Annotated in this window: 21 protein-coding genes; 7 read left to right on the top strand and 14 right to left on the bottom strand. The window is 63.2% G+C overall.

Annotated elements, in window-relative coordinates; all coding sequences use genetic code 11:
- Positions 1-30: 30 nt before the first annotated feature.
- From glgB to GH665_RS37780, 4 genes are all read right to left on the bottom strand, one after another.
- On the bottom strand, positions 31-2241 hold the full coding sequence (glgB, locus tag GH665_RS37795; protein ID WP_153142089.1) for a 1,4-alpha-glucan branching protein GlgB: 2211 nt from the start codon (positions 2239-2241) through the stop codon (positions 31-33).
- Entirely contained in the window at positions 2234-5692 is a 3459-nt protein-coding gene (gene treS / locus GH665_RS37790) for a maltose alpha-D-glucosyltransferase (RefSeq protein WP_153142088.1), read from the bottom strand. The genes glgB and treS overlap by 8 nt, the downstream gene beginning before the upstream one ends.
- Positions 5689-9132 carry a maltotransferase domain-containing protein gene (locus GH665_RS37785; protein ID WP_153142087.1) on the bottom strand — a complete coding sequence of 1148 codons (3444 nt, stop codon included), beginning with the start codon at positions 9130-9132 and terminating at the stop codon, positions 5689-5691. Before GH665_RS37785 ends, treS begins: the two co-directional genes overlap by 4 nt.
- 382 nt (positions 9133-9514) lie before the next feature.
- Positions 9515-10180, bottom strand: coding sequence for a DUF1345 domain-containing protein (locus tag GH665_RS37780; RefSeq protein ID WP_153142086.1), 666 nt, complete (start codon positions 10178-10180; stop codon positions 9515-9517).
- Between the two features lie 375 nt (positions 10181-10555).
- Between GH665_RS37780 and GH665_RS37775 the strand changes: the two genes are divergently transcribed.
- The 4 genes from GH665_RS37775 to GH665_RS37760 all read left to right on the top strand — a co-directional run bounded on the left by GH665_RS37775 (position 10556) and on the right by GH665_RS37760 (position 15247).
- Positions 10556-11188: a sugar dehydrogenase complex small subunit gene (locus tag GH665_RS37775; RefSeq protein WP_153142085.1), complete on the top strand. Its 633-nt coding sequence runs from the start codon at positions 10556-10558 to the stop codon at positions 11186-11188.
- A gap of 124 nt (positions 11189-11312) precedes the next feature.
- A complete protein-coding gene (locus tag GH665_RS37770; protein ID WP_153142084.1) occupies positions 11313-12914 on the top strand; it encodes a GMC family oxidoreductase in 1602 nt (533 codons plus the stop codon).
- A gap of 19 nt (positions 12915-12933) precedes the next feature.
- Positions 12934-14361 (top strand): cytochrome c, encoded by a 1428-nt coding sequence (locus GH665_RS37765; RefSeq protein WP_153142083.1) that lies wholly within the window; start codon positions 12934-12936, stop codon positions 14359-14361.
- A 148-nt stretch (positions 14362-14509) separates the two neighbouring features.
- Complete coding sequence (locus GH665_RS37760; protein WP_343038789.1) at positions 14510-15247, top strand: metallophosphoesterase; 738 nt, start codon at positions 14510-14512, stop codon at positions 15245-15247.
- A 9-nt stretch (positions 15248-15256) separates the two neighbouring features.
- Here GH665_RS37760 and GH665_RS37755 read toward each other — a convergent pair whose 3' ends face one another.
- Together GH665_RS37755 and GH665_RS37750 are read right to left on the bottom strand one after the other, a co-directional pair.
- Positions 15257-15958, bottom strand: coding sequence for an RES family NAD+ phosphorylase (locus GH665_RS37755; protein WP_153142081.1), 702 nt, complete (start codon positions 15956-15958; stop codon positions 15257-15259).
- A complete protein-coding gene (locus tag GH665_RS37750) occupies positions 15955-16392 on the bottom strand; it encodes an MbcA/ParS/Xre antitoxin family protein (RefSeq protein ID WP_153142080.1) in 438 nt (145 codons plus the stop codon). Before GH665_RS37750 ends, GH665_RS37755 begins: the two co-directional genes overlap by 4 nt.
- A 112-nt stretch (positions 16393-16504) precedes the next feature.
- Here GH665_RS37750 and GH665_RS37745 point away from each other — a divergent pair, with 112 nt between their 5' ends.
- Positions 16505-17122, top strand: coding sequence for a hypothetical protein (locus tag GH665_RS37745; RefSeq protein WP_153142079.1), 618 nt, complete (start codon positions 16505-16507; stop codon positions 17120-17122).
- A gap of 12 nt (positions 17123-17134) precedes the next feature.
- On the opposite strand, the gene GH665_RS37740 is transcribed toward GH665_RS37745, so the two are convergent.
- The 4 genes from GH665_RS37740 to GH665_RS37725 are packed head-to-tail and all read right to left on the bottom strand — an operon-like array spanning position 17135 to position 19641.
- Positions 17135-18058, bottom strand: a complete 924-nt coding sequence (locus GH665_RS37740) for an HTH-type transcriptional regulator ArgP (protein WP_028196148.1) — start codon at positions 18056-18058, stop codon at positions 17135-17137.
- 34 nt (positions 18059-18092) lie between these two features.
- A complete protein-coding gene (locus GH665_RS37735) occupies positions 18093-18494 on the bottom strand; it encodes a DUF2442 domain-containing protein (protein ID WP_167531065.1) in 402 nt (133 codons plus the stop codon).
- Positions 18491-18733: a DUF4160 domain-containing protein gene (locus GH665_RS39760; protein WP_153142077.1), complete on the bottom strand. Its 243-nt coding sequence runs from the start codon at positions 18731-18733 to the stop codon at positions 18491-18493. The genes GH665_RS37735 and GH665_RS39760 overlap by 4 nt, the downstream gene beginning before the upstream one ends.
- Positions 18734-18789: 56 nt before the next feature.
- Positions 18790-19641 carry a LysR substrate-binding domain-containing protein gene (locus tag GH665_RS37725; protein WP_153142076.1) on the bottom strand — a complete coding sequence of 284 codons (852 nt, stop codon included), beginning with the start codon at positions 19639-19641 and terminating at the stop codon, positions 18790-18792.
- A 100-nt stretch (positions 19642-19741) separates the two neighbouring features.
- Between GH665_RS37725 and GH665_RS37720 the strand changes: the two genes are divergently transcribed.
- Together GH665_RS37720 and GH665_RS37715 are read left to right on the top strand one after the other, a co-directional pair.
- Complete coding sequence (locus GH665_RS37720; RefSeq protein WP_153142075.1) at positions 19742-20125, top strand: tautomerase family protein; 384 nt, start codon at positions 19742-19744, stop codon at positions 20123-20125.
- A gap of 111 nt (positions 20126-20236) precedes the next feature.
- Positions 20237-21073, top strand: a complete 837-nt coding sequence (locus GH665_RS37715) for a TOBE domain-containing protein (protein ID WP_153142074.1) — start codon at positions 20237-20239, stop codon at positions 21071-21073.
- A 35-nt stretch (positions 21074-21108) separates the two neighbouring features.
- Here the strand turns inward: GH665_RS37715 and GH665_RS37710 are convergent, their stop codons facing one another.
- From GH665_RS37710 to GH665_RS37695, 4 genes are all read right to left on the bottom strand, one after another.
- Complete coding sequence (locus GH665_RS37710; RefSeq protein ID WP_153142073.1) at positions 21109-21810, bottom strand: sulfate/molybdate ABC transporter ATP-binding protein; 702 nt, start codon at positions 21808-21810, stop codon at positions 21109-21111.
- A 1-nt stretch (position 21811) separates the two neighbouring features.
- Positions 21812-22486 carry a molybdate ABC transporter permease subunit gene (gene modB / locus GH665_RS37705; protein ID WP_153142072.1) on the bottom strand — a complete coding sequence of 225 codons (675 nt, stop codon included), beginning with the start codon at positions 22484-22486 and terminating at the stop codon, positions 21812-21814.
- A gap of 16 nt (positions 22487-22502) precedes the next feature.
- Positions 22503-23276: a molybdate ABC transporter substrate-binding protein gene (gene modA / locus GH665_RS37700; protein ID WP_153142071.1), complete on the bottom strand. Its 774-nt coding sequence runs from the start codon at positions 23274-23276 to the stop codon at positions 22503-22505.
- A gap of 170 nt (positions 23277-23446) precedes the next feature.
- Positions 23447-24148 (bottom strand): phosphatase PAP2 family protein, encoded by a 702-nt coding sequence (locus GH665_RS37695; protein ID WP_153142070.1) that lies wholly within the window; start codon positions 24146-24148, stop codon positions 23447-23449.
- Between the last annotated feature and the right edge of the window lie 209 nt (positions 24149-24357).

The following is a 24357-nucleotide window of genomic DNA, read 5'->3' as shown; positions in this document are numbered from 1 at the left end:
CGGCCGCGCGCTCGCCTTACTCCACATCCATCAATCCGCGCGCAGAACGATCGTCGCCAAAGGCGGCAGCGTTAGCGCGGCGGAATGCGGCCAGCCATGGCTCGAGGCGTTGTCGGTATGAATCACGCCGCCGTTGCCCATGTTCGACCCGCCATACACGCCGGCGTCCGTGTTCAGCACTTCTGTCCAGCGACCGCCGCGCGGCATGCCGATCCGGTAGCCGAGCCGCGGCACCGGCGTCATGTTGCACACCACGACAAGTTCGCGCCCCTCGCCATCGGTGCGGCGGTAGGCATACACGCTGTTGCCGCTGTCGTCGCCGACCAGCCACTGGAAGCCGCCCGGCTCGTTGTCGAGCCGGTGTAGCGCGGGTTCCTCGTGGTACAGATGGTTCAGATCGCGCACGAGCATCTTTACGCCGTGATGGTTCGGATCGTCGAGCAGATGCCAGTGTGGCGACGTGTCATGGTCGAACTCGGCCATCTGGCCGAATTCGCCGCCCATGAACAGTAGCTTCTTGCCCGGATGCGTCCACATGAAGCCGAAGTACGCGCGCAGATTGGCGAACTTCTGCCACCGGTCGCCGGGCATCTTGCCGAGCAGCGAGCCTTTGCCGTGCACCACTTCGTCGTGCGAGAGCGGCAGCACGAAGCGCTCGGAATACGCGTACACCATGCCGAACGTCATCATATGGTGATGATATTGGCGGTACACCGGGTCTTCTTCCATGTAGTGCAGCGTGTCGTGCATCCAGCCCATGTTCCACTTGAACTGGAAGCCGAGGCCGCCGTCTTCGACGCGCGCCGTCACCCCTGGCCACGCGGTCGATTCTTCGGCAATCGTGATCGCGCCCGGTACGCCGGGCACATAGCCGACTTCATGATTCAGCCGCTTCAGAAATGCAATCGATTCGAGATTTTCGCGGCCGCCGTAGATGTTCGGCACCCACTCTCCTGCATTGCGGGAATAGTCGCGATACAACATCGAGGCGACCGCATCCACGCGCAGGCCGTCGACGTGATAGCGCTTCAACCATGCGAGTCCCGACGCCACCAGGAACGCGCTCACCTCGTTGCGGCCGAGGTTGTAGATCATCGTGTTCCAGTCCTGGTGATAGCCTTCGCGCGGATCGGCGTGCTCGTAGAGCGGCGTGCCGTCGAAGTCGATCAGGCCATGCGCATCGTTCGGAAAGTGCGCCGGCACCCAGTCGAGAATCACGCCGAGACCGGCCGCGTGCGCCTTGTCGACGAACAGCGCGAACTGCTCTGGCTTGCCGAAACGGGCGGACGGCGCGAACTGTCCGAGCGGCTGATAACCCCACGAACCGCCGAACGGATGCTCCGCAATCGGCATGAACTCGACATGCGTGAAACCCATGCCTTTTACGTAAGGAATCAGCCGTTTGGCGAGTTCCTCCCAGGTTAGACCGCGCTGTCCCTCTTCGGCAACGCGCAGCCACGATTCGGCGTGCACTTCGTAGATCGAGATCGGCGCGCGCGGCGTCTGTTTGGCGGCGCGCGATTGAATCCACTCGTGGTCCGTCCATGCAAACTGCTCGATCTCGTCGACATGTGCGACCACCGATGCGGTGCCTGGCGGCTTTTCCGTTTGCATGGCGCACGGATCGGCTTTCAACGGCAGCGGATGGCCGTCCCGGGCGAGCAACTCGTACTTGTAACGCGTGCCCGGGCCGACGCGCGGCACGAACAATTCCCACACGCCGGCCTGGTGACGCAGTCGCATCGGATGGCGGCGCCCGTCCCATGAATTGAAGTCGCCGACCACCGACACGCGCCGCGCATTCGGCGCCCATACGGCGAAGCGCACGCCCGGCACGCCGTCCACTTCCATCGGACGTGAGCCGAGGCACTCGAGTACCGCGTACGGGTCGCCGCTGGCGAGACGCCCTAATGGTTCGTCGCCGAGAATGGGGCCGAACGAATACGTATCCTCGATTTCCTGCACGGTGCCGTGCCAGTCGATACGCAGACGATAGGGCGCCGTTGAGCTCACGCGACCGGCAAACAGTCCGGGCTTGAGTTGCTCGAGTTCGCCGAGCGTCGAACCATCGGCACGCGCGATAACCTTGACCTGCGAAGCGTTCGGCAACAGCGCGCGCACCACCGGACCCGCGTCCGTTTCATGCATGCCGAGCTGTGAGAAAGGATCGGGGTGACGCGCCTCAACGAGCGCGTCGATATCCAATGGTTGGAGGCCTGCGGCCGGATCGTGCTCACTCATAATCGCCCTCGGCCGGGGTAGGCGGTGCGGCGGCGCCTGGCGCCTGGGTTGACGGATCGTGCGGGTTGCCGGTGTCGCCGAGCAGGCGGCTGGTGAGCGCGGCGAGGCCGCGTACCGGCAAACTGAGCCACGTCGGACGATTGGCCGCTTCGTAACGGATTTCGTATGCGGCTTTCTCGATCAGGAACAGATCGAGCAGAGCCTGTTCGGCTTCGGGCGCGACCAGTTGCGTCGGCGAATTAGCGGCTGCGGCGCGGTATTCCTTCAGGAACGTTTCAGTCGCATGCGCGCGGAAACGCTCGAAGAGAGCGCGCTTGCGATCGGCGGTCTGCAGCGGCGCGCTTTCCATCGTGGACTGCGCGGCGGCGCTTGCATAGGACAGTGAACGCATCAAGCCGGCGACGTCGCGTAACGGACTCGATTTCTGGCGCCGCTCCTCCAGGGTACGTGCGGGCTCGCCTTCGAAGTCGATCAGATACGCGTCGCCCTGCGCGACCAGTACCTGGCCCAGATGGAAGTCGCCGTGAATGCGCGTGCGCAACGCGCCGGCATTGTCCGACGCCAGTTTGCTGACGGCGTCGACCAGCGCCGCGCGGCGGTCGATCAGGCTTTGCGCCAACGCTTTGGTGTCCGGATCGCTCATCTGCGCGATGCGCGGCGCAAGCAGATCGAGCGCGCTGGCGAGCATGGATTGCGTGCCGTCGGCCCACGCCTTCACCTGTTCGGCGCTGGCGGGTTCGGGCGCGAACGCCGGGTCGTCGGAAGGCGAGGCGAGCGCCACGTGCAATTCCCCGAGGCGCTTGCCGATGATGCCGGCGAGCGTACTGTAGCCCTCCACGAGAATCGCTTCGTTGTCGCGGTCCGGCGATTGCCCGTCCGTATCGACGGCAATGGCGAGTTCGTCCACCGAGCGGCGCAGGTAGTCGAGCGACCAGTTCCACGCGTCGCCCTGATTGTCGATATAGCCTTGCAAGATCGCGAGTGTATGCGGCACGCCTTCGGGATCGACGCGCACCACCTCACCATACAGCGGCGCGGTGTTCGCGTAGCCGAGCTGGGTCAGATAGCGGCTGATTTCCGCTTCCGGATGAATGCCGCTCACCAGACGCCGCACCAGTTTAAGCACCGCGGCATCGGCGATGATCAGCGAACTGTTGCTTTGTTCGGCCGCCAGCCAGCGGATCTCGGGCTGCTCGCCGAGATCGGCGAGTTCGGAGAAACGCTCGGTCGGGATGAACCTGATCTCACTCTTCTGCACGGTCGGAATAACCGCGCGCTCGCGCAGCTTGCGCAAGACGCCATGCGCGAAGATCGGCAGGGCAAATGCATCGGTCAGATGGCCGACATTGCGGCCGCGGCGAACGCGCGCCAACGCCAACTGAAGGAATAGCGGCGTGGTGGTTTCACCGCCCCACGTGATCGCGATCGGCACGACGTAGCGTTCAGTATGGTCGCCCACGTCGGCTTCGATTTCGGTGAACGCAAAGCCGCCTTGAGGGATCGTGGTGAGCGCGGCGAGACGCACCGCGTGCATCTTCTGATCCTTGGAGGCAAACCAGCGGCGCCGGCTCAGCCAGGACGGCAGCACTTCGGATTCGAGCAGCCGGACGTTTTCCGGCGTCGGGCCGGCTTGGCCCTCGCGGATCACGATCGTGGCGAATTCGGGCAGCGGTTCGGAATGCGCTTGCGCCCAGGTCGGACGTTGGCCGCCCGAGCACAGCATGAACCACAGGAAACCGTACGGCGGGAAAGTTAGCAGATAGGTGAGCTGACCGATCGCGGGGAAGACGGAATCCGCGGTCATTTCAACAGGCACCGCACCGTTGAATTCGGATAGATCCAGTTCGACCGCTTGCGGTGCGCGCGACAGATTCGCCACGCACAGAATGGGCGGCTCGCCGGGTAATTCGCGCAGATAAGCAAGGATCTTGCGGTTTTCCGGCTTCAGGAAACGGATCGTACCGCGTCCGAACGTTTGTTTCGCGCGCCGCGTGGCGAGCATGCGCCGCGTCCAGTTCAACAGCGAATGCGGGTCGCGGCTTTGCGCCTCGACATTGACGGCGTCGAAGCCGTACAACGCGCCCATTACCGGTGGCAGAACCAGTTGCTCGGGATCGGCGCGCGAGAATCCACCGTTGCGATCCGACGACCATTGCATCGGCGTGCGTACGCCGTCGCGGTCGCCGAGGTGAATGTTGTCGCCCATGCCCAGTTCGTCGCCGTAATAGATCACGGGCGTGCCGGGCATCGACAGCAACAGCGAGTTGATCAGCTCGATGCGGCGGCGGTCGCGCTCCATCAGCGGGGCGAGACGGCGGCGAATGCCGAGATTCAGGCGTGCGCGGCGATCGCTCGCATAGGTGTTCCACAGATAATCGCGCTCGGAGTCCGTGACCATTTCGAGCGTCAGTTCGTCGTGATTGCGCAGGAAAATCGCCCATTGGTTGCTGGGCGCGAGGTCTGGCGTCTGCCGCATGATGTCGGTGATCGGGAAGCGGTCTTCGCTTGCAATCGACATATAGATGCGCGGCATCAGCGGGAAGTGGAAAGCCATGTGGCATTCGTCTTCGTCGCCGAAATATTCCTTCACGTCTTCCGGCCACTGGTTCGCTTCGGCAAGCAGCATGCGGTTCGGGTACTCGGCGTCGATGGTCGCGCGAATCTTCTTCAGCACTTCGTGCGTTTCCGGCAGATTCTCGTTGTTGGTGCCTTCACGCTCGACCAGATACGGCACGGCGTCGAGCCGCAGTCCATCGATCCCCATGTCGAGCCAGAAGCGCATGACCTGCAGTACCTCCTTCAGCACGGCCGGATTGTCGAAGTTCAGATCGGGCTGGTGCGAATAGAAGCGGTGCCAGTAGTAAGCGCCGGCAACCGGATCGTGGGTCCAGTTCGATGGCTCCGAATCGATAAAAATGATCCGCGTTTCCTGGTACTTCTGATCGGTATCGGACCACACGTAGTAGTTGCGATGATTCGACCCCGGCTTCGCGCGGCGCGCGCGCTGAAACCATGGGTGCTGATCCGACGTGTGGTTGATCACCAGTTCCGTAATCACGCGGATGCCGCGTGCGTGCGCTTCCTGAATGAAGCGCTTCACGTCGGAAAGCTGGCCGTAGTCCGGATGCACATTGCGATAGTCGGCGATATCGTAGCCGTCGTCGCGGCGCGGCGATGGATAGAACGGCAGCAGCCAGATCGCATTGACACCGAGCTCGGCGATGTAATCGAGCTTCGCGATCAGGCCGGGAAAGTCGCCCACGCCGTCGTTGTTCGCGTCGAAGAACGACTTGATGTGCACCTGATAAATGATCGCGTCTTTGTACCAGAGCGGATCGTCGCTCAAGGCCGCGGGTTTGCCGCGCCGATGCGAGCGTGCTTTCGCGGCGCTGCCGGTGCTTGCGTTCTCAGGGGCCTGCGGCGGAGTTTGGGCGGGGTCGTCACGCTTCATGTCGCACCTTCCGTAAAGGTTGGGTTGCCAGCGTCGTCTGCGTGATAGTCGCTGTCGGCATCATCGGGGCGTTCAGCGGGCAGGCCGCCGAGCGGCGCGATGCGCCAGATCGAAAACGGTTGGTCCGAGCCGAGGCGGATGTGTTGCCAGCGGCCGTGCCATTCGAAGCGCGCGCCGGTCATCTGATCGGTCACTTCCAGCGCGCCATGGTCGTGCAGATTCCAGCGCTGAAAAGTGTTCCACGACAATTCGATATCCGCGCCCTGTTCGTTGAACGGGTCGAGATTGATTGCCACCAGGATGACGTTGTCGCGTGCTTCGGTCGCTTTCTCGAAGAACAGGATGTTGTCGTTGTGCGCGGTGAGGAACGTGAGGCCGAGATGCGTTTGCAGCGCCGGATTCGCACGCCGAATCCGGTTCAACGCACTGATCTCGCCGACGATATTGCCTGGCCGGTTCCAGTCCCATGCACGCAGCTGATACTTTTCGGAGTCGAGATATTCCTCGCTGTTCGGCAGCGCGGCGGCCTCGCACAATTCGAAACCGCTATACACACCCCATAAACCGGCGAGTGTGGACGCGAGCGCCGCGCGAATCAGAAAGCCCGAACGCCCCGACGATTGCAGATGCCGCGGGTTGATGTCCGGCGTGTTGACGAAGAAATTCGGCCGGTAGAAATCGCGCGCGCCGGTTTGCGTGAGTTCGGTCAGGTACTCGATGAAATCGCGCTTCGACTCGCGCCACGTGAAGTACGTGTACGACTGCGAGAAACCGATCTTGCCGAGGCGGTTCATCATGCGTGGCCGCGTGAAGGCTTCGGCGAGGAAGATCGTGTCGGGATAGCGCGAGCGCACGTCGTCGATCACCCATTCCCAGAACGGCAGCGGCTTGGTGTGCGGATTGTCCACCCGGAAAATGTGCACGCCGGCTTCGATCCAGAACAGGAATACGTCGCGCAGCGCCAGCCATAAGGCAGGTTTGGCGTCGTGCGCATAGAAGTCGGGATTGACGATGTCCTGATACTTCTTCGGCGGATTTTCCGCGTAACGCAGCGTGCCGTCCGGCCGCCACGCGAACCACGTCGGATGCTGCCTGAGCCACGGGTGATCCGGCGAGCACTGGATCGCGAAGTCGAGTGCGATTTCGAGGCCGTGCGCGTGCGCGGCGGCCAGCATCTGCTTGAAGTCGTCGAGCGTGCCGAGTTCGGGATGCACGGCGGTATGGCCGCCTTCGGCCGCGCCGATCGCATACGGGCTGCCGACGTCCCCCGGCTGCGCGTTCAGCGTGTTGTTGCGGCCTTTGCGGTTCGCCATGCCGATCGGGTGGATCGGCGGGAAGTACAGCACGTCGAAACCCATGTCGCGGATGCGTGGCAATTTCGTGATGACATCAGCGAAGGTGCCGTGCCGCGATTCGTCGTCGCTCATCGAGCGCGGGAAGATCTCGTACCAGCTGGCGAAACCCGCGGCAGTGCGCTCGGCGTCGATCTTGTAGACGATCGGATCGCGGCTCAGAAACGGCCGGTGGCGTGCGGCGCTCATGGCCTGCGCGGTGGCCGGCTCGAGCAGCAAGGCGAGCTTCGTTGCGGCGTCGGCCTTGGTGAAGCGTTTGACGATTTGCTCGAGCGGCTCGGTCACGGCGCCGTCTACCGTTTCCACTTCGGCGAGCACCAGCGCGAACAGATGCGCGGCTTCTTCGAGTTCGAGCTCAACGGTTTGGCCCGCTTTCAGCTTCTTCTGGATATGCTCGACCAGCGAAGCGAAGTCGTCGCGCCATGCGATGACCGTGAATTCGTGGCGGCCGAGGCGTTCCAGCGGAATGCGCGCGCTCCAGATATCGAGACCCGCCGGTTGTGCCGGGCGCATTGGGGTCTCGTGCCAGGCGGTTTCGTCGGCGGCGCGCCAGATGACGGCGGCGGCGATCTTGTCGTGGCCTTCGGCGAAGATCGCAGCGGTGATTTCGGCGCGCTCGCCCACCGTGCGCTTGGCGGGAAAGCGTCCGTTATCGACCGCGGGCGTCACGCTCTCGATCGCCACGCGCGGCGCGTTGATCGCTTCGAGCACCGTCTTGTGGCCGCTGCGCTTGCCGGTCGCCTTGTCGATCGGCGGCGCGAGGCGGATCGGCTGCTCGGCGACGCCGCGGAACAAGCGCACGGCACCGGCTGCGAGCGTGAATGGTGTTAACGTGGCGGGCGTGGCATGTCCGGGCGCGTCGAGCGGCACGAAGCGCGTGAAGTTGCCCGGTACGCCCGCCAGGAAGCGCGCGGGATCGACGCGCACAGGCGCACCGAGTTCAGGATTGATGGCGATCAGGATTGCTTCGCCGGCGTCGCGCAGATCGGCTGTGTCGGCGCGCAGCAACACGGCTGCCGGCGCGCCGGGCCCGCTTAGCGGACGCAATTCGCCGTTGCTGTGCAACGTTTTCGTCTTGCTCACCAGCTGGTTCGCATGGCTGATCCGCTCGGAGAGATCGAATCGCTTCGACCGGCTGGCAAGAGCGAACTGCGCCGCGTCGCCGCGTGTTTGAGACATCGGTTCGGCGATGCCGTACTCGAAGCCCATCGGCATCATCCAGCCGGTGCCGGTGGCGGCCGAAGCGAATAGCGCGCGCCGGTAAGCCCGCTCAACGATGACAGCGTCGTGCGCCTCGCCGAGGTCGGCCGCAAGGCGGGTGTCATAAGGCGCTTCGGGAAAGGCGATCGGGGCGGCGATGCGGGCGAGGGCGGCATGTTCTTCCACCATCCAGCTGGCGCGGAAGTCCCACCAGCGGACTGACGAAAACACGCTGTCGAAGCCCGCGTCTGCGAGGCCGAGCAGATCGCCACGGGCGAGACCCGGCGTCGCGGCGAGGAAGCGCACTTCAGGGTGCTTTGCGCGAACCGCGTCGCCGAGTTGCCGCCAGACGGCGGCCGGTACACGGTGCGGCGAATCGAAGCGAAAGCCGCTCACTCCCGCGTCGGCGAGCGCCAGCAGTTGCTGGGTCCACCAGCCGACTAGCGCCGCACGGCTGGCGCCGTCGTTGAAGTTGGCATACGCGACGTTGTCCTCGTGATGCACGTGGCGCGGATCGAGCCGCGCCTCTTCAGACTCGAATGGGTGGAACCAGCCGGCATGTTCTGCGTACAGCGCGCCATCGGCGGCCATCCGGTCGATCACCAGATCGACCAGCAAGGCCAGGCCATTCTGGCGAGCGGCCTGTGCCAGCGTGCGGATCGCTGCCGTGGCAGATTGCTGGGTCTCGAACACAGGATGCAGCCGGCTGTGGTTGCCGACCACCTGCCCATGTCCGCCCCGCCCCGGCTCGAAGACGCTGCCAATCAGCGCGTGATCGAAGCCCAGCCCGGCTGCGTGAGCGAACTGTGCGGGCCATGCATCGAGCGGCCCGACGAGAAGTGAATGAAAAAAGTAAATCCGCGGCGCGTACCCGTTTGGGGATTCCATCGGTCGTTTCCAGATTCGTCCTGCTGCGGTGTGGATGCAATTGACATGCGATCACAGCGCTCATTGGGCTTCCAGAGCCGGATACCGCGCGATGCGCAAAGCGAGGGCGCGTACTGGTCAATGTAGTGCAAAGATCGTCACGCCGCTGGCCAGTAACAGGTGCTTTGACGCCAGACATCGAGGGCGCGGGACCGGCCAGAACTATTCGCAAGACGCAGCAAACGTTGTGCCAGTGCGTTTTTAGACCGGATGGACTGAAGCGAAACGGTGGGGGATGCGCGCCCGGCAGGAGGGGGCGCGGAAGGGCCCCCGGGGCGAAGTTGCCCGCAGGCGCGGACGGCCCGCGTGTAAAACGGGCGGGCGTCGTCCGGGTTTTACACGGCTAGGAACCGAGCAGGCCCGCTGCGATGTTCACGCACAAGCCGAGCACGGCGACATTGAAGTAGAACGACAGGATCGACTGCGCGAGTGCCGCGCGGCGGATCGATCGCGAGCGCAGCACGACATCCGAGGTTTGCGAGGCGACCGCGATGGTGAACGAGAAGTACAGGAAGTCCCAATAGTTCGGCTGGAGCTTGTGGTCGGGAAACAGCAGCGCGGTTTCCGTTGTATCCGGGTCGTAGTACAGCCGCGCGTAGTGCATGGTGAAAATGGTCGGAATCAGGAACCATGCACCGAACATCGTGAGGCCGGTCAGCAGGTAGTGCCATAGCGTCGAGGAGCCGGCCGTGCCCTTCGCCGAGGCCAGTTCGAGCACGATCGCAACAATACTGGCGATCGTCGCGACGCAGATCACGACCAGCACCACACCGGCGTTTTCATCATCGCGCCGTGCGAACTCGCGGACCCGGCCTTCGTCGGCCATGGCCATGTGTATCCAGATCAGCACGAGATAGCTCCACACCGCGGCATCCCAGCCGGCCAGAATGCGCACCATGGGGTGTGCGTGTGCGGGGAGCACCAGCAGCGCGACCACGAGGCCGACGGCGAGGCCGGCCAGCATGCGTGGTCGATTGCGAAGAACCTGCGGATAGTATTTTATGAGCATGTGATCAAGGGAAGGCCGACTGTGTCGCGAATTCTACTCGCGCTTCGAGCGCCATTTGTCGAATCGGTGAATCACAGGCTATAGTCTTTTGCAGCGGTCCTGCGTCCGGGGTCTAGTTGAAAGGCGATTGGCAGGCGGCACGCCTGTCGCCTTGCATACCGTGCGCCCAGGCCGGTCACGAGGCTTTCATCAACACAACGTAATGCGCGTCGCATCGGCATCATGCAGTCGCACAAGACCGCTTAAGCGGCGCCAGGCCAGATTTTTGGGGTAGAGAAATCGAGGTAACGCGCGGGCGCTTATCGCGTCATGCCGCATTACGGCTGCGTTGCCCGTTGAGAATGACTCACGATCGACTCACCATCTGGAGTCCCCATGACAGATGCTCCCGAGAACAAAGATGCGCACCACGAAGTGACGCATTTGGCCCGGTTCCCGTCGTCAACTTCACCGCCTTCGCAGTCGCCTTCGCTTCAGATTTCGCGTTCGTTTTCGGCCTCGCGCCGGGCATGGGTGCTGGGCGCATGTGCCGCTGCCGCGGCGCTCGCGTTTGCCGGCGTGGGCCGCTCGTTCTCGTGGATTGCCCCGGCGTTTGCCGATGCGCCCGCCGGCGGTGGACTCGATGCCTTCCTCGCGCTCTCGCAGCGTCTCACTGGCCACACCGGCTTCGACGCCGTGCTCGGCAAGCGAGTCTATGACGCGCTCGCCAAATCCGACAGTCAGTTCCCGCAGAACGTCGCCGCGCTCAATACGTGGCTGCAAGGCCATGGCGGGGTGCCGTCCGATACCGTCACGCAGGCATTGGAGGCCGATCAGCCCGCGCTCGCCAGGTCCGTCAACGCGATCATGCGTGCGTGGTATCTCGGTCTCGTGGGTGACATGCCGCACGTGGACGTGGTTGCTTATGAAAAAGCGCTGATGTTCGAACCGGTCAAGGACGTGCTGACGATTCCGTCCTATTGCCGCGACGTGCCGTTCTATTGGACGCAGAAACCGGTCAGCACCTGAACGACGTTCCTCTCGCGCGTGCCGCATTGATTGTCGTAGCGTCGGATCGCCTGACTGAGCCGTTCGACGAAACGCCGGCACGTGGGATCAGCAAGCAACGATAAGCCAGGATAAGAGGGCAACAATGGCAAACTCAAATTCCGCCGACATCGTCGTAGTCGGGTCGGGCGTGGCAGGTGGGCTGGTTGCACATCAGATGGCGTTGGCCGGTGCATCGGTGATTCTGCTCGAAGCCGGGCCGCGAATTCCGCGCTGGCAGATCGTCGAGAACTTCCGCAACTCGCCGGCCAAGTCCGACTTCGCAACCCCCTATCCCTCCACACCGTACGCGCCGCATCCCGAGTACTCGCCTGCCAACAATTACCTGATCCAGAAGGGCGACTATCCGTACAACTCACAGTATGTGCGGCTGGTCGGGGGCACGACGTGGCACTGGGCGGCCGCTGCCTGGAGGCTGTTGCCGTCGGACTTCAGATTGCACACGCTGTATGGCGTGGGACGTGACTGGCCTTATCCGTATGAAACCCTGGAGCCGTGGTATCTGGCGGCCGAAGTGCAACTGGGTGTCTCCGGCCCGGACAGCACGATCGATCTCGGTTCACCGCGCTCGCAACCCTATCCGATGAGGCAACTGCCGCTGTCGTACATGGATCAGCACTTTAGCGACGTGCTCAACGCGCAGGGCTTCAAGGTGGTGCCCGAGCCGGTCGCGCGCAATAGCCGTCCCTACGATGCGCGGCCCACTTGCTGCGGCAACAACAACTGCATGCCGATCTGTCCGATCGCGGCGATGTACAACGGTGTGGTACATGCCGAGAAGGCTGAACAGGCAGGCGCGAAGCTGATTGCCGAGGCAGTTGTGTACCGCGTCGAAGCGGACAACAAAGGGCTCATTACGGCTGTCCACTACAAGGACCCGAATGGCAACAGCACACGTGTGACCGGCAAGCTGTTCGTGCTCGCCGCAAATGGCATCGAAACGCCGAAGCTGATGCTGATGTCGACCTCCGACAAATTCCCGCACGGTATCGGCAACAGCTCCGACCAGGTGGGCCGTAACCTGATGGATCATCCGGGCACGGGCGTCACCTTCCTCGCCAACGAACCGCTGTGGCCAGGGCGCGGGCCGATGGAAATGACCTCGATCGTCAACTTCCGCGACGGTGCGTTCCGCTCCGATTACGCGGCGAAGAAGCTGCACCTGTCGAATGGTGTGCCGACCATGGGTGTGACCGCCGATCTGCTGAAAAAGGGTGTGACGGGCGCCGAGCTCGACCGCCAGATTCGCGATCGCGCGGCTCGCACGCTGAACATCAACAGCTTTCACGAACATCTCGCGGAGCCGCAGAACCGCGTGGTGCCTTCGGCGGATCACAAGGATGCGCTGGGCATTCCGCAACCCGAGATCTACTACTCGATTAACGACTACGTGAAGAAGAGCGCGGCGAACACGCATGAGCTTTACGCGCAGATCGCCACGCTGTTCGGCGGCGCCGAGGTCTCGTTCGACGATACGTTCGCGCCGAACAATCACATCATGGGTACCACCATCATGGGCAGCGATCCTGGGGATTCAGTCGTCGACGTGGATTGCCGCACGCACGATCACTCGAATCTGTTCATTGCCAGCAGCGGCGTGATGCCGACTGCGGCCTCCGTGAATTGCACGCTGACGATCGCGGCCTTGTCGCTGAAACTGGCGGACAAGCTCAAGCGTGAAATCTGAGCCTGAACGGAGAGCCAAAATGATGAAGAACACCTCTCGCGTGCAGCCGGCCGATCTGCCTGTTCAGAGCACGCGTCGTCGCCGTTTTCGGTTGGCGACGCTGGCGGCCATTTTTGCGCTATTCGCGCTTTACGTTGCGTGGCACGAAGCGCATGGGCCTGGCGAGCGGCATAACGATGAACTGCCGATCACGCAGGCTCACGCGGACGATGCCTCGCAACCGTCCAATGCTGCGGGTACGCCAGCGGCGGTGGCCGGCAGCGATCTCGTGAAGCGCGGTGAGTACCTTGCGCGCGTCGGCGATTGCGTCGCCTGCCACACGGCGGATAAATCACGCCCGTTCGCGGGTGGCCTGCCGATCAACACGCCGGTCGGCACGATCGTGACACCGAATATCACGCCGGATCCGGACACCGGTATCGGCCAATGGAGCGACGCCGATTTTCTGCGCGCGATGCACGAAGGTATTGGCAAGAGCGGCGAGCGGCTGTATCCGGCGTTTCCGTACGTGGAGTACACCAAGGTCACCGATCAGGACGTGATGGCGATTCGCGCATATCTGAAGACGCTGACGCCGATCCACTACGCGCCGCCGAGCAATACCCTGAAATTCCCCTTCAACCAGCGCTGGCTGATGGTGTTCTGGAATCTGTTCAATTTCGATGAAGGCCGCTTTGTTCCCGATCCGAAGCAAAGCCCCGAGTGGAATCGCGGCGCGTATCTGGTCCAGGGGCTCGCGCATTGCGAGGAGTGCCATACGCCGCGCAATTTCATGCAGGGTTTGAAGACGAGTTCGCGTTTCTCCGGCGCGGTCCAGGCCGGCTGGCATGCGTACAACATCACACCGGACAAGAACAGCGGCGTGGGCAACTGGAGCGATGATGAACTGGCCGCGTATCTGTCGACCGGGGCGGCGCCGGGTCGCGCCAATGCGGCCGGCCCGATGGCCGAAGTGGTGACCGACAGCACGCAGTACCTGACGCAAGAGGACGTCGGCTCGATCGTCAAGTATCTGCGTTCGCTGCCGCCGATCAACGGCGGGGAATCCCGTCCGCGCGACCAGTGGGGCAATCCCGCCGCTGACGACGTCACCGCGTTGCGCGGCACCACGATCAATGCGGTGAACGGCGCGCAGCTATTCATCGCCAATTGCGCGACGTGCCATAACTGGACGGGTCAGGGCGTCGGCGCAAGCGCGCCGGGGGCGTACCCCTCGTTGATTCACAACTCGGCGGTCGGCGCGAGCGATGCCAACAATCTGGCGATGGTGATTCTGCACGGTGTAACTCGTACGACGAAACAGGCCGATGTGCTGATGCCCGCGTTCGGCACCGAGCTCACCGACGATCAGGTGGCGGCTATCACCAATTACGTGACCAAACAGTTCGGCAATCCGCAGTCCACAGTGACGGTGGATCAGGTGACCAGGTTGCGCACTCAGCAATAACGACCGCGTCAATGGCGCGTTTCCCGGTAAGTTATGCCGGAGACGCGCCATTTTTGCGTCGTTTCTACGTGATTCCGGTGCTTTGGCACGTCAGGAAAAGATAGGGAGCGCGCATACGCATTTGCGCATGCCGATCTATCATGAACGCATGGCTTCCGTACTCGTCAACCCTGTCCAGCATCATCCGGCCAATCCGAGCGGCCGCGACTTTGTCGTCGGCGATTTGCATGGCTGCGTCGATGCATTGCGCTATCTGCTGCGTGACATCGCGTTCGACCCGGCGCGTGACCGGCTGTTTTCGGTCGGCGACCTGGTGGACCGTGGCGAACATTCCGAGCAGGCGCTGGCCCTGCTCGACAAGCCGTGGTTTTACGCAGTGCTCGGCAATCACGAAGACACCTTGTGCGCGGTCGTCGATGGGCGAATGCGGCGCCAGTGGTGGTATGGAATCGGCGGGACGTGGGCCGCGAATGTGCCCGACGAACGCTTGCAGCAATATGCCGAACGTCTGCGGACGCTGCCACTCGTGCGTGTGGTGGGCAGCGGTAAGGAGCGCTTCAATATTCTGCATGCCGAATTCTTCGGCACGGACGCTGAACTCGACGCCGGGAATTATTCCGACGAAACGCGCCAGCAATTGCTGTGGGGGCGCGATCTGGCCGTGGGCAATGGCGATCCGCAGCGCCAGCGTGGCCTTTCGCTGACCTATTGCGGCCATACGCCTGTACGCGACATTCAGCAGATCGGCTCGCAGGTGTTTATCGACACAGGCGCCTTCGGGCCCGGCGGCAAACTGACGATTGTGGAGCCGCTGGCGTTACGGCGCTGGTCGATCTCGGTCGATGCAGCACGGGAGAGCGGGGCGGCGGCATTGGCTTTGCCCTGATGGTTGCGCTCAACCCACCTGATTGAGTTCGAACACGATATCGATGGTGGTGCCGTTCCAGTTGTATTCCAGATACGCCGCGTGATGGCAGTCGCGCAGCAGCGTGGTTCTGAACGCGGCGAGGCATTCGCCGTCGTCATCCCGCACCGACGGATACACAATGCCCGGCGCACCGGCCTCGCGTACGACGCGGCCTAGCGATTGCCCGGCGACGTAATCGTCGGGCGACAGCACCGCCAGATCGAGCGACGCGTCGCCGCGGATATCGACCACGTTGCCTTGCGCCACCACGGTATAGAGGCGCATCTGCTGGCGCATGGGCGGCTCCGCGGTTGCCTCCAGAAACTTGCCTGTGTGATAGCGCGTCTCGGCGATTGCCGTGGCCCGTGAGCGGGCACAGTAGAACACGCCATACGTGCCGTCCGAGAAGCGGCTGCCGAGTGGATTCAGGTGCGTCAACGCGGCCATGATCGGGCCGTATCCCGGGCCGAAACGGCGCTCTTCGCGGGGCACGAGATCGAGTTCGCCGACTTCGGTGCGCAAGCGGTCGTTGGTCATTGCTTCGAGCGCATAGAGCGCGTCAAAGTCTTCGGGCGATGCGACCCGGTCGAACAGATTGACGGCCGGAAAGCGCGTGGGAATCACGCGATACGCGGGCGACCAGTCGAGCGGCGCGCTGCGCCAGCGGTCCTGCCAAAGCGATTTTGTCACGCCCAGCCGCCTCGCATTGCGTCGAGATACTGGCGTACGGCCACGAGATCGCTGATGTTGCCGGCCAGCATGCGATCGAGCGCGCGGCGGCCGCCGAACGGTGGAGCACTGTTGGGGCGTTTGATCCAGGTATCGGCAACGCCAGCTTGCGGCAGCAGGATTTGTAGCGACTTATAGATGCCTAGCAGCAGCGACAGGCGTTCCAGCGTATCGCGCCCCAGACGTGCCGTTTGCGGGGCGGATTTCCATTTGAAATAGGTGGAGCGGCCCGGCGAGCCTAGCAATACGATCTGCTCTTCGGCGTTCAAGTCCCAGTCTCGCGCGATGTTGAAGAACGCGCGCAAGCCTGCCGCCGACATTTCGGTAAGCGTGGGTTCCGAAACCGGCCGAGGGATCGGCGGTTCGGGTTGAGTGGCGCGGGCAACGTGAGCCATGACTGAATGAGTCCTTATCTGTACTTAATATTGATTTTAGTCTAAAAATGGATTTTTGCAAGAGAATATAATCCCGGCTCGTTATGAAGCCGAAGATCAGGAGAAGCAGGAGATGTGGGTTCGTGCAGTAGCAACGGCAGTTGCAGTGTGGTGTGTGTCAGGTGCGGCAATGGCCGCTGGTTATGCGGAAGTGTGGAACCCGCCCGAGGCGGCCGGGCACGCGGCGAAGCACGCAAAGAAAGCGACAGGTGCCACCAAGGTCAAGCCGGCCGCTGGCGCAAAGACGGGTTTGACGCACGCGGCGAGCGCTCAGCATGGCGCGCAACGGGCTGCGTCAGCGTCGAAGAGCAGCATGCATGGCGACGTAAAAAAGGTCGCCGGCAAGAATGTTGGCCACGGCGGCGCGCTCAAGGGCGCGGGCAAGCCTAAGTCGAAAACAGCCGTGATGGCGCAGGGTAAAAAGCCGCACGCAAAAATCGCTCAGGGGAAAGCGGGGAAATCGGGCCAAGGCAGGGTCATGCGCGCCAACCTGATTCAAGGCCATACAGCACGTCCTCACGCGGTCAAGGTGACGGCGAAAACCGGTGCCTCCGCCCCAATGAGCGCGCCGGCCAAGGCCGCAAACGGAGCGCCGAGCCCCGTTGCCGCGAACGTCACGGCAAGCCCCGCAGGCTCAAACACTAATCCTGCGACCGCCAGCAGCGGTTCGTTGCCACCGATCCTTCACTAACTAATCGCCGGTTCAGGCGGCGCGTTTGCGTTTGGTCTTTGCCCCCGGCGGCCCCAGCGCGGCGCGGCCGAGCTCGACGATGCGCGCCGAGAGTGTTTCGAGCCGTGGCGACTGGACCTTCCACGCATGCCAGTACAACTCGACGTCGGTGGGTTGCTTCGGCGCAAGGTCGACCAGTTCGCCGCGCTCCACCGCGTCGCCGAATTCCAGTTCGGGCACCATGCCGTACGCCAGGCCACGCTGGATTGCCATGTAGCGTGGCACCGGTGCGGGCACGTAATGGCACGGATAAGCCTCCGGCGGCAGACCGAAGCGTGTCTCGAGAAAGCGCGCCTGCAACGCGTCCTTGCGTGAGGACAGGATGACCGGCGCGCGCCGCGCGCTTTCACGCGTCAAGCCATTCGGAAACCAGCGCTCGACGAACGCAGGCGACGCCACCAGCCGGTAGCGCATCGCCCCGAGCCGTTCCGCGAAACAACCGCGCATTGGCGCCGGTTCGGTCGTAATGCAGCCGATCGCGAGACCTGAGGCGAGCAGCGCGTAGGTGTGATCCTGATCGTCGACGGTCAGATCCAGCAGGACGTTTTCGCGCAGAAGGATCTCGGCGAGCGCGGGGAAAAACCACGTGGAGAGCGTATCCGCGTTGACGGCCGCGGCGACGTTCAGCAGCGCTTCATTGGCGCCCGCCAGATCGCTGGCAAAGTCGTCTTCGAGCAGGGCGGCGCGCCGCAAATACTGCAATAGACGCTGGCCCATCTGCGTCGCGCGGCACGGGCGGGTGCGCACGATCAGCGGACTGCCCAGCCGCGTTTCGAGCGCCCGCACACGCTGCGATACCGCCGACGACGTGATGTTCAGACGCGCGGCGGCTTGCTCGAAGCTGCCGGTTTCGATGACCGCGCGCACGGCGGTGGTTTGTCGGGGGTCGAGGTCCACTAAGTGCCTTTGGGGTGATAAGCGGTGATAACCCTCATGCAGCCTTTCGCGGACGGCCGCCTTTCTTGCCGTTCTCGCGCGCAGCCGCCGATTTCGCCTCGGATTTCACGCTGCCGCCGCTGCGGCCAATATCGCGCATCCATGCTTTCGAGCCGAACACACCGTCGATCAGACCATGCACCGACACGACCACATCAAGCGCCGGGAAAACGAGCGCCGAGCCGAGACCGAAAATTTCGATCAAGCGCAAATCTACTGCCGACGCATTGTGCAGCCCCTCAATATAGGCGACGGGCACTAACAGCGAAATGTCGTTGGTCAGCGTGATTTCGAGCCGTTTCGTGCGCGGTTTATAAGATGCGCTGCGCGCGGCGGGACGCCTGGCGGTTTCAGCGCCGCGCTCCCGCGCAAGCCGCCATTCTTCGCTGCGATTCATGAGTGGATTCCTTTCCATGCGGAGCACAGGAACGGCACCATTTCGGTAATGTGTTTTGCCAGCCGGCGCGCTTCGCGTTCTGAATACCCTCGGGCCTCGCGGATGGAAACCGGGCCGTTGGGACAATTCAAGATAAAGATAATCTCACCATCCGGACCGAGAACATGAACATGAGGCGGAGCGTGATCGTGAGGGTAGATAACTACGATCAGCCCGTCGATCCGGGCAATGATGAGCATGGCAACGATTATATACCGTAGCCGCTTGGGTTTTTATGAAGACGCGTCCGAATGCCTCAACCGCTGGCCAGGCCATTCGTCACCAACCGCAACGTCTCCATCGACCGCTGGTCCCGCACCCGCGAATGCAGCGTCACGCGCGATTCCGGCAACTGAGGCAAACCCAGCCGGATACCCACATCGACCAGGCCTCGCGGCGCGACTCTGCGCGCCAGTGGCGACACGGCGAGACCGGCTGAGAGCGCGGCGCCGACCGCCGCCACACCGCCGCCGACGAACACTTCCTGCCATACCAGCCCCGCCTTGTTCAGCGTGTGCAGCGCGACTTCGCGCACGTTACACGGCGGGCTCAGCAGCGCTAACGCCAACGGCTCGCCGACTCGCGGCAGCCATTCAGGCGTAGCAAGCCAGCCCAGCGGCTCGCTGAACAGCACCTGCGCATCGTCACGCGGAGGCTCATCGGCGCCATAGCGAACGATCACCGCGTCGAGGCGGCGCTCATCGAATTGCGCGAGCAGCGCCGCCGATGTACCCAGGTGCAGCTCGACCACCAGACCCGGATCGTGCGCGTTGAGCCGCGCCAGCAACTGCGGCAAATTCGGTCCCGCGACATGCTCGCTCAGCCCCAGCGTGAGCCGCCGGCGCTCCACCGACAAGGAACCGAGCGCCCGCTCATGCGCGCTCAGCAGATCGCGAGCCGCGCCAAGGAACGCGTTGCCGTCTGTGGAGAGACGCACCACGCGCGGCGTGCGCGCGAGCAACTGCTTGCCGAGGTGGGCCTCCAGCCGCTTGAGCTTCAGGCTGACGGCCGATTGCGTGGTGTCGAGCGCGTCGGCGGCTCGCGTGAAGCTATGCAGATCGGCAACCAGCACGAAGGCACGCACCGCATCGAGATCGAGGACTTTCATTTCATTTGAATATAGATGAAATAGCTAATGATGTCTGTTTATTATGAATGAGCGCGCCTAAGCTGTGTTTACCCCATCACAGCAAGCAAGGAGTTTCACCATGCCGCTCACACGAATCGCATTGCGCGCCGGCAAGCCGGCGCAATACCGGAAGGCGCTGACGGACAGCATTCAGCGTTCGCTGGTCGACACCTTCAATGTGCCGAAAGACGACATCTTCATGCTGATCACCGAGCACGAAGACAGCAATTTTGTGTACGACAAGCAGTATCTGAACGTCGAACGCAGCGACGATCTTGTGATCATTCAGATTACGTTGAACAACACGCGCACGCTCGAACAAAAGAAGGCGCTGTACAAACGCATGGCGGATGAACTGGCGGAGTCGCCGGGGCTGCGACGAGAGGATGTGTTCATCAATCTCGTCGAAGTGCTGAAGGAAAACTGGTCGTTCGGAAATGGGATTGCGCAATACGCGGTTTGAGTGAGCGTCGGGCGCGACAGGCGGCGTCGCGCACCTGATGCGCCGCCGCCGGAGGGTACTGCGTCGCTATAATGGTTCGCTATCCTTTCCTCGCACAACGAACCCGCCGCCATGACATCCGACCGCATCGATCCGCCTCACGAATCCCTTGAACTTGGTGGCTCCATCTGGTTTCAGGCCGGCGCGCAAACGCTCGGCGGCGCGTCGCGAATCGCGCTGCTTGCGGCGATCGGCGAGACCGGTTCGATCACCAGTGCGGCGAAAGCCATCGGCATGAGCTACAAAGGCGCGTGGGATGCCATCGACACGATGAACAACCTCGCTGGCGAGCCACTCGTCGTGCGCTCCACCGGCGGGAAGGGCGGCGGCGGTACGACGCTCACGCCGCGCGCGGTGAAGCTGATCGACACGTTTCGCGCGGTCGAGCGCGAGCATCGGCGTTTTCTCGAAAGAGCGGGCGCGGCCATTGAAGGCTTTGCGACCGAGTGGGATCTGATCGGCCGCATCGGCGTGAAAACGAGCGCGCGTAATCAGCTCTATGGAACGGTGTCGGCGATTACGCGCGGAACGGTCAACGACGAAGTGTCGCTGGCGCTGCCAGGCGGGCACACAATTGTTGCCGTGCTCACGCACGAAAGTACCGAGACGCTGGGTCTCGTGAAGGGCGCGGCGGCGTTCGCGTTGATCAAGGCATCGTGGGTCGTGCTGCTGGTGGAGAACGACAACGGCGCGCCGCTGCAACTGTCCGCGCGCAATCAGTTGCGCGGCACCGTGCAGAGCGTGAAGCGCGGGGCGATCAACGCGGAGGTGTCGTTGGTGCTGAACGGCGGCACGGTGATTACCGCGGTCGTCACGAACGAAAGCGTCGATACGCTCAGGCTTGTGGAAGGCGGGATCGCGGTTGCGGCATTCAAGGCGTCGAGTGTGATTCTGGGCGTGAAAGACTGAGTGAGCCAAGGGCGCAGGAAAGGCGCGCCCTGTGCTCAAGACTCACTGCGTACGTAGCCCGCGAACGTCTGATTCTCGCGCACGCAACCGTCGCTGACCTGCACGACCTGATCGCCGAAGGCGGCGACATCGTCGGGATCGTGTGTGATCAACACCATCGGGATATCGAGCCGCGTTTGCAGATCCGACAACTCGCTGCGCATGCGCTGACGCAGAGCGCTATCGAGCGCGGAAAACGGCTCGTCCAGCAGCAGCAACTGAGGCTGCGCGACCAGTGCCCGCGCCAGCGCCACGCGCTGCTTCTGCCCACCCGAAAGCTGCGCCGGATGATTGCCCGCCACGCTTTTCAATTCGAGCGCATCGAGCCAGTAGTCGACTTGCGGATGCGAGAGTCGCGCACGCGGATTGAGCCAACCCTGCTGCAGGCCGAAGCCGATGTTTTGGCGCACGTTCAGATGCGGGAATAGCGCGTAGTCCTGAAACAGATACGCAATCTTGCGCGCCTGCGGTTTTTGATCGACGCCGCGCGCGCTGTCAAATAGCGCGTTGCCATGCAGTGTGATCGACCCTTCGTCGGGACGCAGCAAGCCGGCGATAGCCTGTAGCGTCAGGCTCTTTCCCGCCCCGGACGGCCCGAACAGCACGACACGCTGTGTGGTTGTCCTGAATGCGACATCGAGCGTGAAACGGCGCTCGGCGCTCTGGAAGGTCTTGCGGATGTCGACAGCGAGCGGCATATCAGCGGGACGTCAAAAGCGTGTGCTGCGGCACCAGACGGCCCGCGAGCAACAGGATCACGACACACGTCACCGAAGTCACGAGCACGAGGAAATTGGCGGTGCTGTCGTCGCCGGCCTGCACGGCTGAATAGACCGCCACCGAAAGTGTCTGCGTGCGCCCTGGCAAGTTGCCCGCGATCATCAGCGTCGCGCCGAATTCGCCGAGCGCGCGCGCAAACGCCAGCAATCCGCCGGCGAGAATGCCGCGCGCGGCGAGCGGCAGCGTCACGCGAAAAAAGAGCGCGGTCTCGCTGACGCCGAGTGTGCGCGCGGCCCGTTCGAGTTGCGGATCGACCGCTTCGAAGGCGGCCCGGGCCGACTTCAGCACGAGCGGAAACGCCACCACTGTCGATGCGATGACCGCACCCTGCCAGGTGAACACCAACTGGATATCGAAACGGTCGAGCCAAGCGCCGATCACGCCGCGCCGGCCGAGCACCACGAGCAGGTAGTAGCCGAGCACGGTGGGCGGCATCACGAGCGGCAGCATGAGCAACGAGTCGATCACGTCGCGCGCACCCGAGCGCCAGCGCGACAAACCGAAACCGGCCGCGACGCCGAACACCAGATTGAGCGCGGTGGCCCAGCCCGCCACTTTCAGGGACAGCAGGAGCGGAATCCAGGCCTGTTGCATGAGTGCGGTACCTGAGTTAGTGCGCGGGTTTGAAGCCGTACTTTGCGAGCACGGCCTGGCCGGCCGGCGAGAGCACGAAGTTCATGAAGGCCTGCGCGTCGGCTGCATGACGGCTGCCTTCGACTTGCGCGATCGGATAGGTGATCGGCGTTTGCGTCGGCACGTTCAGCGCGACCTTGACTTTGTCCGGCATGACCGCGGCGTCGGTACTGAACACGAAGCCGGCGTCGACTTCACCACGCGACACATAATCCAGGCTCTGGCGTACGTTCGATGCCAGCACGGCCTTCGCGCTGACTGCGTCCCACACGCCCGCGGCCTGTAGCGCGCCTTGCGTATAACGGCCAACCGGCACCGAAGCCGGATCGCCATAAGCCACACGCTTCACATTTGCCGACGTCAGCTCGTTCAGGGAGGCCGGCGCGAAATGGCTATCGGTCGGCACGATCAGGACCAGCGAATTGGCAGCGAAGTCCTTGCGCGTGGCCGGAACGATCACTTTTTCTGCGGCGGCTTTATCCATCGCTTTCTGGTCGGCGGAGGCGAACACGTCGGCGGGTGCGCCCTTGACGATTTGCTGCATCAGGACGTCGGACGCGCCGAAGTTCAGCAGGACCTTGGTGCCGGGATGCTGCTGTTCGAAAACCTCGCTCACTGCTTTGAACGCGTTGGTCAGGCTCGCGGCGGCCGAGACCACCAGTTCGTCTGCACGTGCGTTGGCGCTGACGGCAACGGAGACGGCGCTGGCGATGAACAGCGCTTGTTTCACAAGGCGGCGGGACAGTGTCATGAATGTTTGGATGTCCGGCGCAGGCCGGAGCGATGGGTTAAAACGCTATCGTAATATATGTAAGGTTATAACGGTACCCATGATGATTATTCAATTGTGCGCATGAAGTGGCCGAGCGGATCGTCGCGCGTGGACTTCAGTTGCCGGACGAGCGCCCGGCTGAGTGTGCTTCAGACGTCGGGCGAGTGCGGCGGCGTAAGCGTGTTGAGCGTTTGCGACAGCGGCGCCGTGGCCGGGCGTACGTCGCGCACGGCCCGCCATTTGGCGCGGATGAACGGCCGGTCGTGACCGGACACCTTCAGCGCGATGTGCGTGACCCAGCGCTGTGTCGGCACGTGCACGCCGTGCATCAGTACCGCGAGGACCATCAGGCTCGCGGTGACGGGCCACGCCGACAACCGGCCCGGCTCGAGATTCCACGCCATGCGCACAAAGACCAGCGCCGCCAGCGCGCCGACCAGGCAGCCGGTGACCGCTTCAGACGGCGAGTGGGCGCTCAGCACGACGCGCGACAAGCCGACCGCGATGCCGGCGGCCAGGCCGAACACGACGCCAAGCAGACGAATGGCCGGCCGCGCCGGCAGCAGCATCAGGAATAGCGCGACCGGATAGACGGCGGTAGACAGCATGGCATGACCGCTGACGCCGGTGAAATCCAGTTCGCGTATGCCGACACCCCAACCGAGAAAGGCCAGCTTGGTCACGGTCACAACGCCGATGGCCGCGCCAAGCAGCAGCAACCAGCCGGCAGCCATGCGCCACGTGTAGCCGATTGCCAGCCAAAGCGCGATGGCGAACGCGAGCGGCAGCGTCATGCCGGCGCCGCCGAGACTGGTGATCGAGTACCACAGGTGGACAGGTAAATCGGGCATGGCAAAGAGAGCGACCAAGGCCGCGTAGAATCGGGTTGGTAATGGATTTAACGCGCGAACGGCATGAATCGCCGACGCCGCGAAGGCGTGTTCCGAAATTATTTACCTGCCAGTATAGACGGGTGCTTCGGAGCAGACTTGCTACGCGTCAGGCTTTTTGTCACGGGACGTTAGCTGGCGAACAAGCCCTGCACAGGTTTGACGATGTT

Origin of the sequence: Paraburkholderia agricolaris (assembly GCF_009455635.1) — a bacterium.
Classification (GTDB): domain Bacteria; phylum Pseudomonadota; class Gammaproteobacteria; order Burkholderiales; family Burkholderiaceae; genus Paraburkholderia; species Paraburkholderia agricolaris.
The sequence above is the reverse complement of the archived record's forward strand: the minus strand, read 5'-3'. Positions and strand labels throughout refer to the sequence as shown.

Bases quoted from the DNA above. Each gene is read 5' to 3' on its own strand.
- glgB (WP_153142089.1), bottom strand. From the start codon at position 2,241: ATGAGTGAGCACGATCCGGCCGCAGGCCTCCAACCATTGGATATCGAC.
- modA (WP_153142071.1), bottom strand. From the start codon at position 23,276: ATGACACTGTCCCGCCGCCTTGTGAAACAAGCGCTGTTCATCGCCAGC.
- GH665_RS37765 (WP_153142083.1), top strand. From the start codon at position 12,934: ATGATGAAGAACACCTCTCGCGTGCAGCCGGCCGATCTGCCTGTTCAG.
- GH665_RS37785 (WP_153142087.1), bottom strand. From the start codon at position 9,132: ATGGAATCCCCAAACGGGTACGCGCCGCGGATTTACTTTTTTCATTCA.
- treS (WP_153142088.1), bottom strand. From the start codon at position 5,692: ATGAAGCGTGACGACCCCGCCCAAACTCCGCCGCAGGCCCCTGAGAAC.
- GH665_RS37725 (WP_153142076.1), bottom strand. From the start codon at position 19,641: ATGAAAGTCCTCGATCTCGATGCGGTGCGTGCCTTCGTGCTGGTTGCC.
- GH665_RS37760 (WP_343038789.1), top strand. From the start codon at position 14,510: ATGGCTTCCGTACTCGTCAACCCTGTCCAGCATCATCCGGCCAATCCG.
- GH665_RS37770 (WP_153142084.1), top strand. From the start codon at position 11,313: ATGGCAAACTCAAATTCCGCCGACATCGTCGTAGTCGGGTCGGGCGTG.
- GH665_RS37720 (WP_153142075.1), top strand. From the start codon at position 19,742: ATGCCGCTCACACGAATCGCATTGCGCGCCGGCAAGCCGGCGCAATAC.
- GH665_RS37775 (WP_153142085.1), top strand. From the start codon at position 10,556: ATGACAGATGCTCCCGAGAACAAAGATGCGCACCACGAAGTGACGCAT.
- GH665_RS37750 (WP_153142080.1), bottom strand. From the start codon at position 16,392: ATGGCTCACGTTGCCCGCGCCACTCAACCCGAACCGCCGATCCCTCGG.
- GH665_RS37710 (WP_153142073.1), bottom strand. From the start codon at position 21,810: ATGCCGCTCGCTGTCGACATCCGCAAGACCTTCCAGAGCGCCGAGCGC.
- GH665_RS37735 (WP_167531065.1), bottom strand. From the start codon at position 18,494: ATGAATCGCAGCGAAGAATGGCGGCTTGCGCGGGAGCGCGGCGCTGAA.
- GH665_RS37780 (WP_153142086.1), bottom strand. From the start codon at position 10,180: ATGCTCATAAAATACTATCCGCAGGTTCTTCGCAATCGACCACGCATG.
- GH665_RS37715 (WP_153142074.1), top strand. From the start codon at position 20,237: ATGACATCCGACCGCATCGATCCGCCTCACGAATCCCTTGAACTTGGT.
- modB (WP_153142072.1), bottom strand. From the start codon at position 22,486: ATGCAACAGGCCTGGATTCCGCTCCTGCTGTCCCTGAAAGTGGCGGGC.
- GH665_RS37695 (WP_153142070.1), bottom strand. From the start codon at position 24,148: ATGCCCGATTTACCTGTCCACCTGTGGTACTCGATCACCAGTCTCGGC.
- GH665_RS39760 (WP_153142077.1), bottom strand. From the start codon at position 18,733: ATGCTCATCATTGCCCGGATCGACGGGCTGATCGTAGTTATCTACCCT.
- GH665_RS37745 (WP_153142079.1), top strand. From the start codon at position 16,505: ATGTGGGTTCGTGCAGTAGCAACGGCAGTTGCAGTGTGGTGTGTGTCA.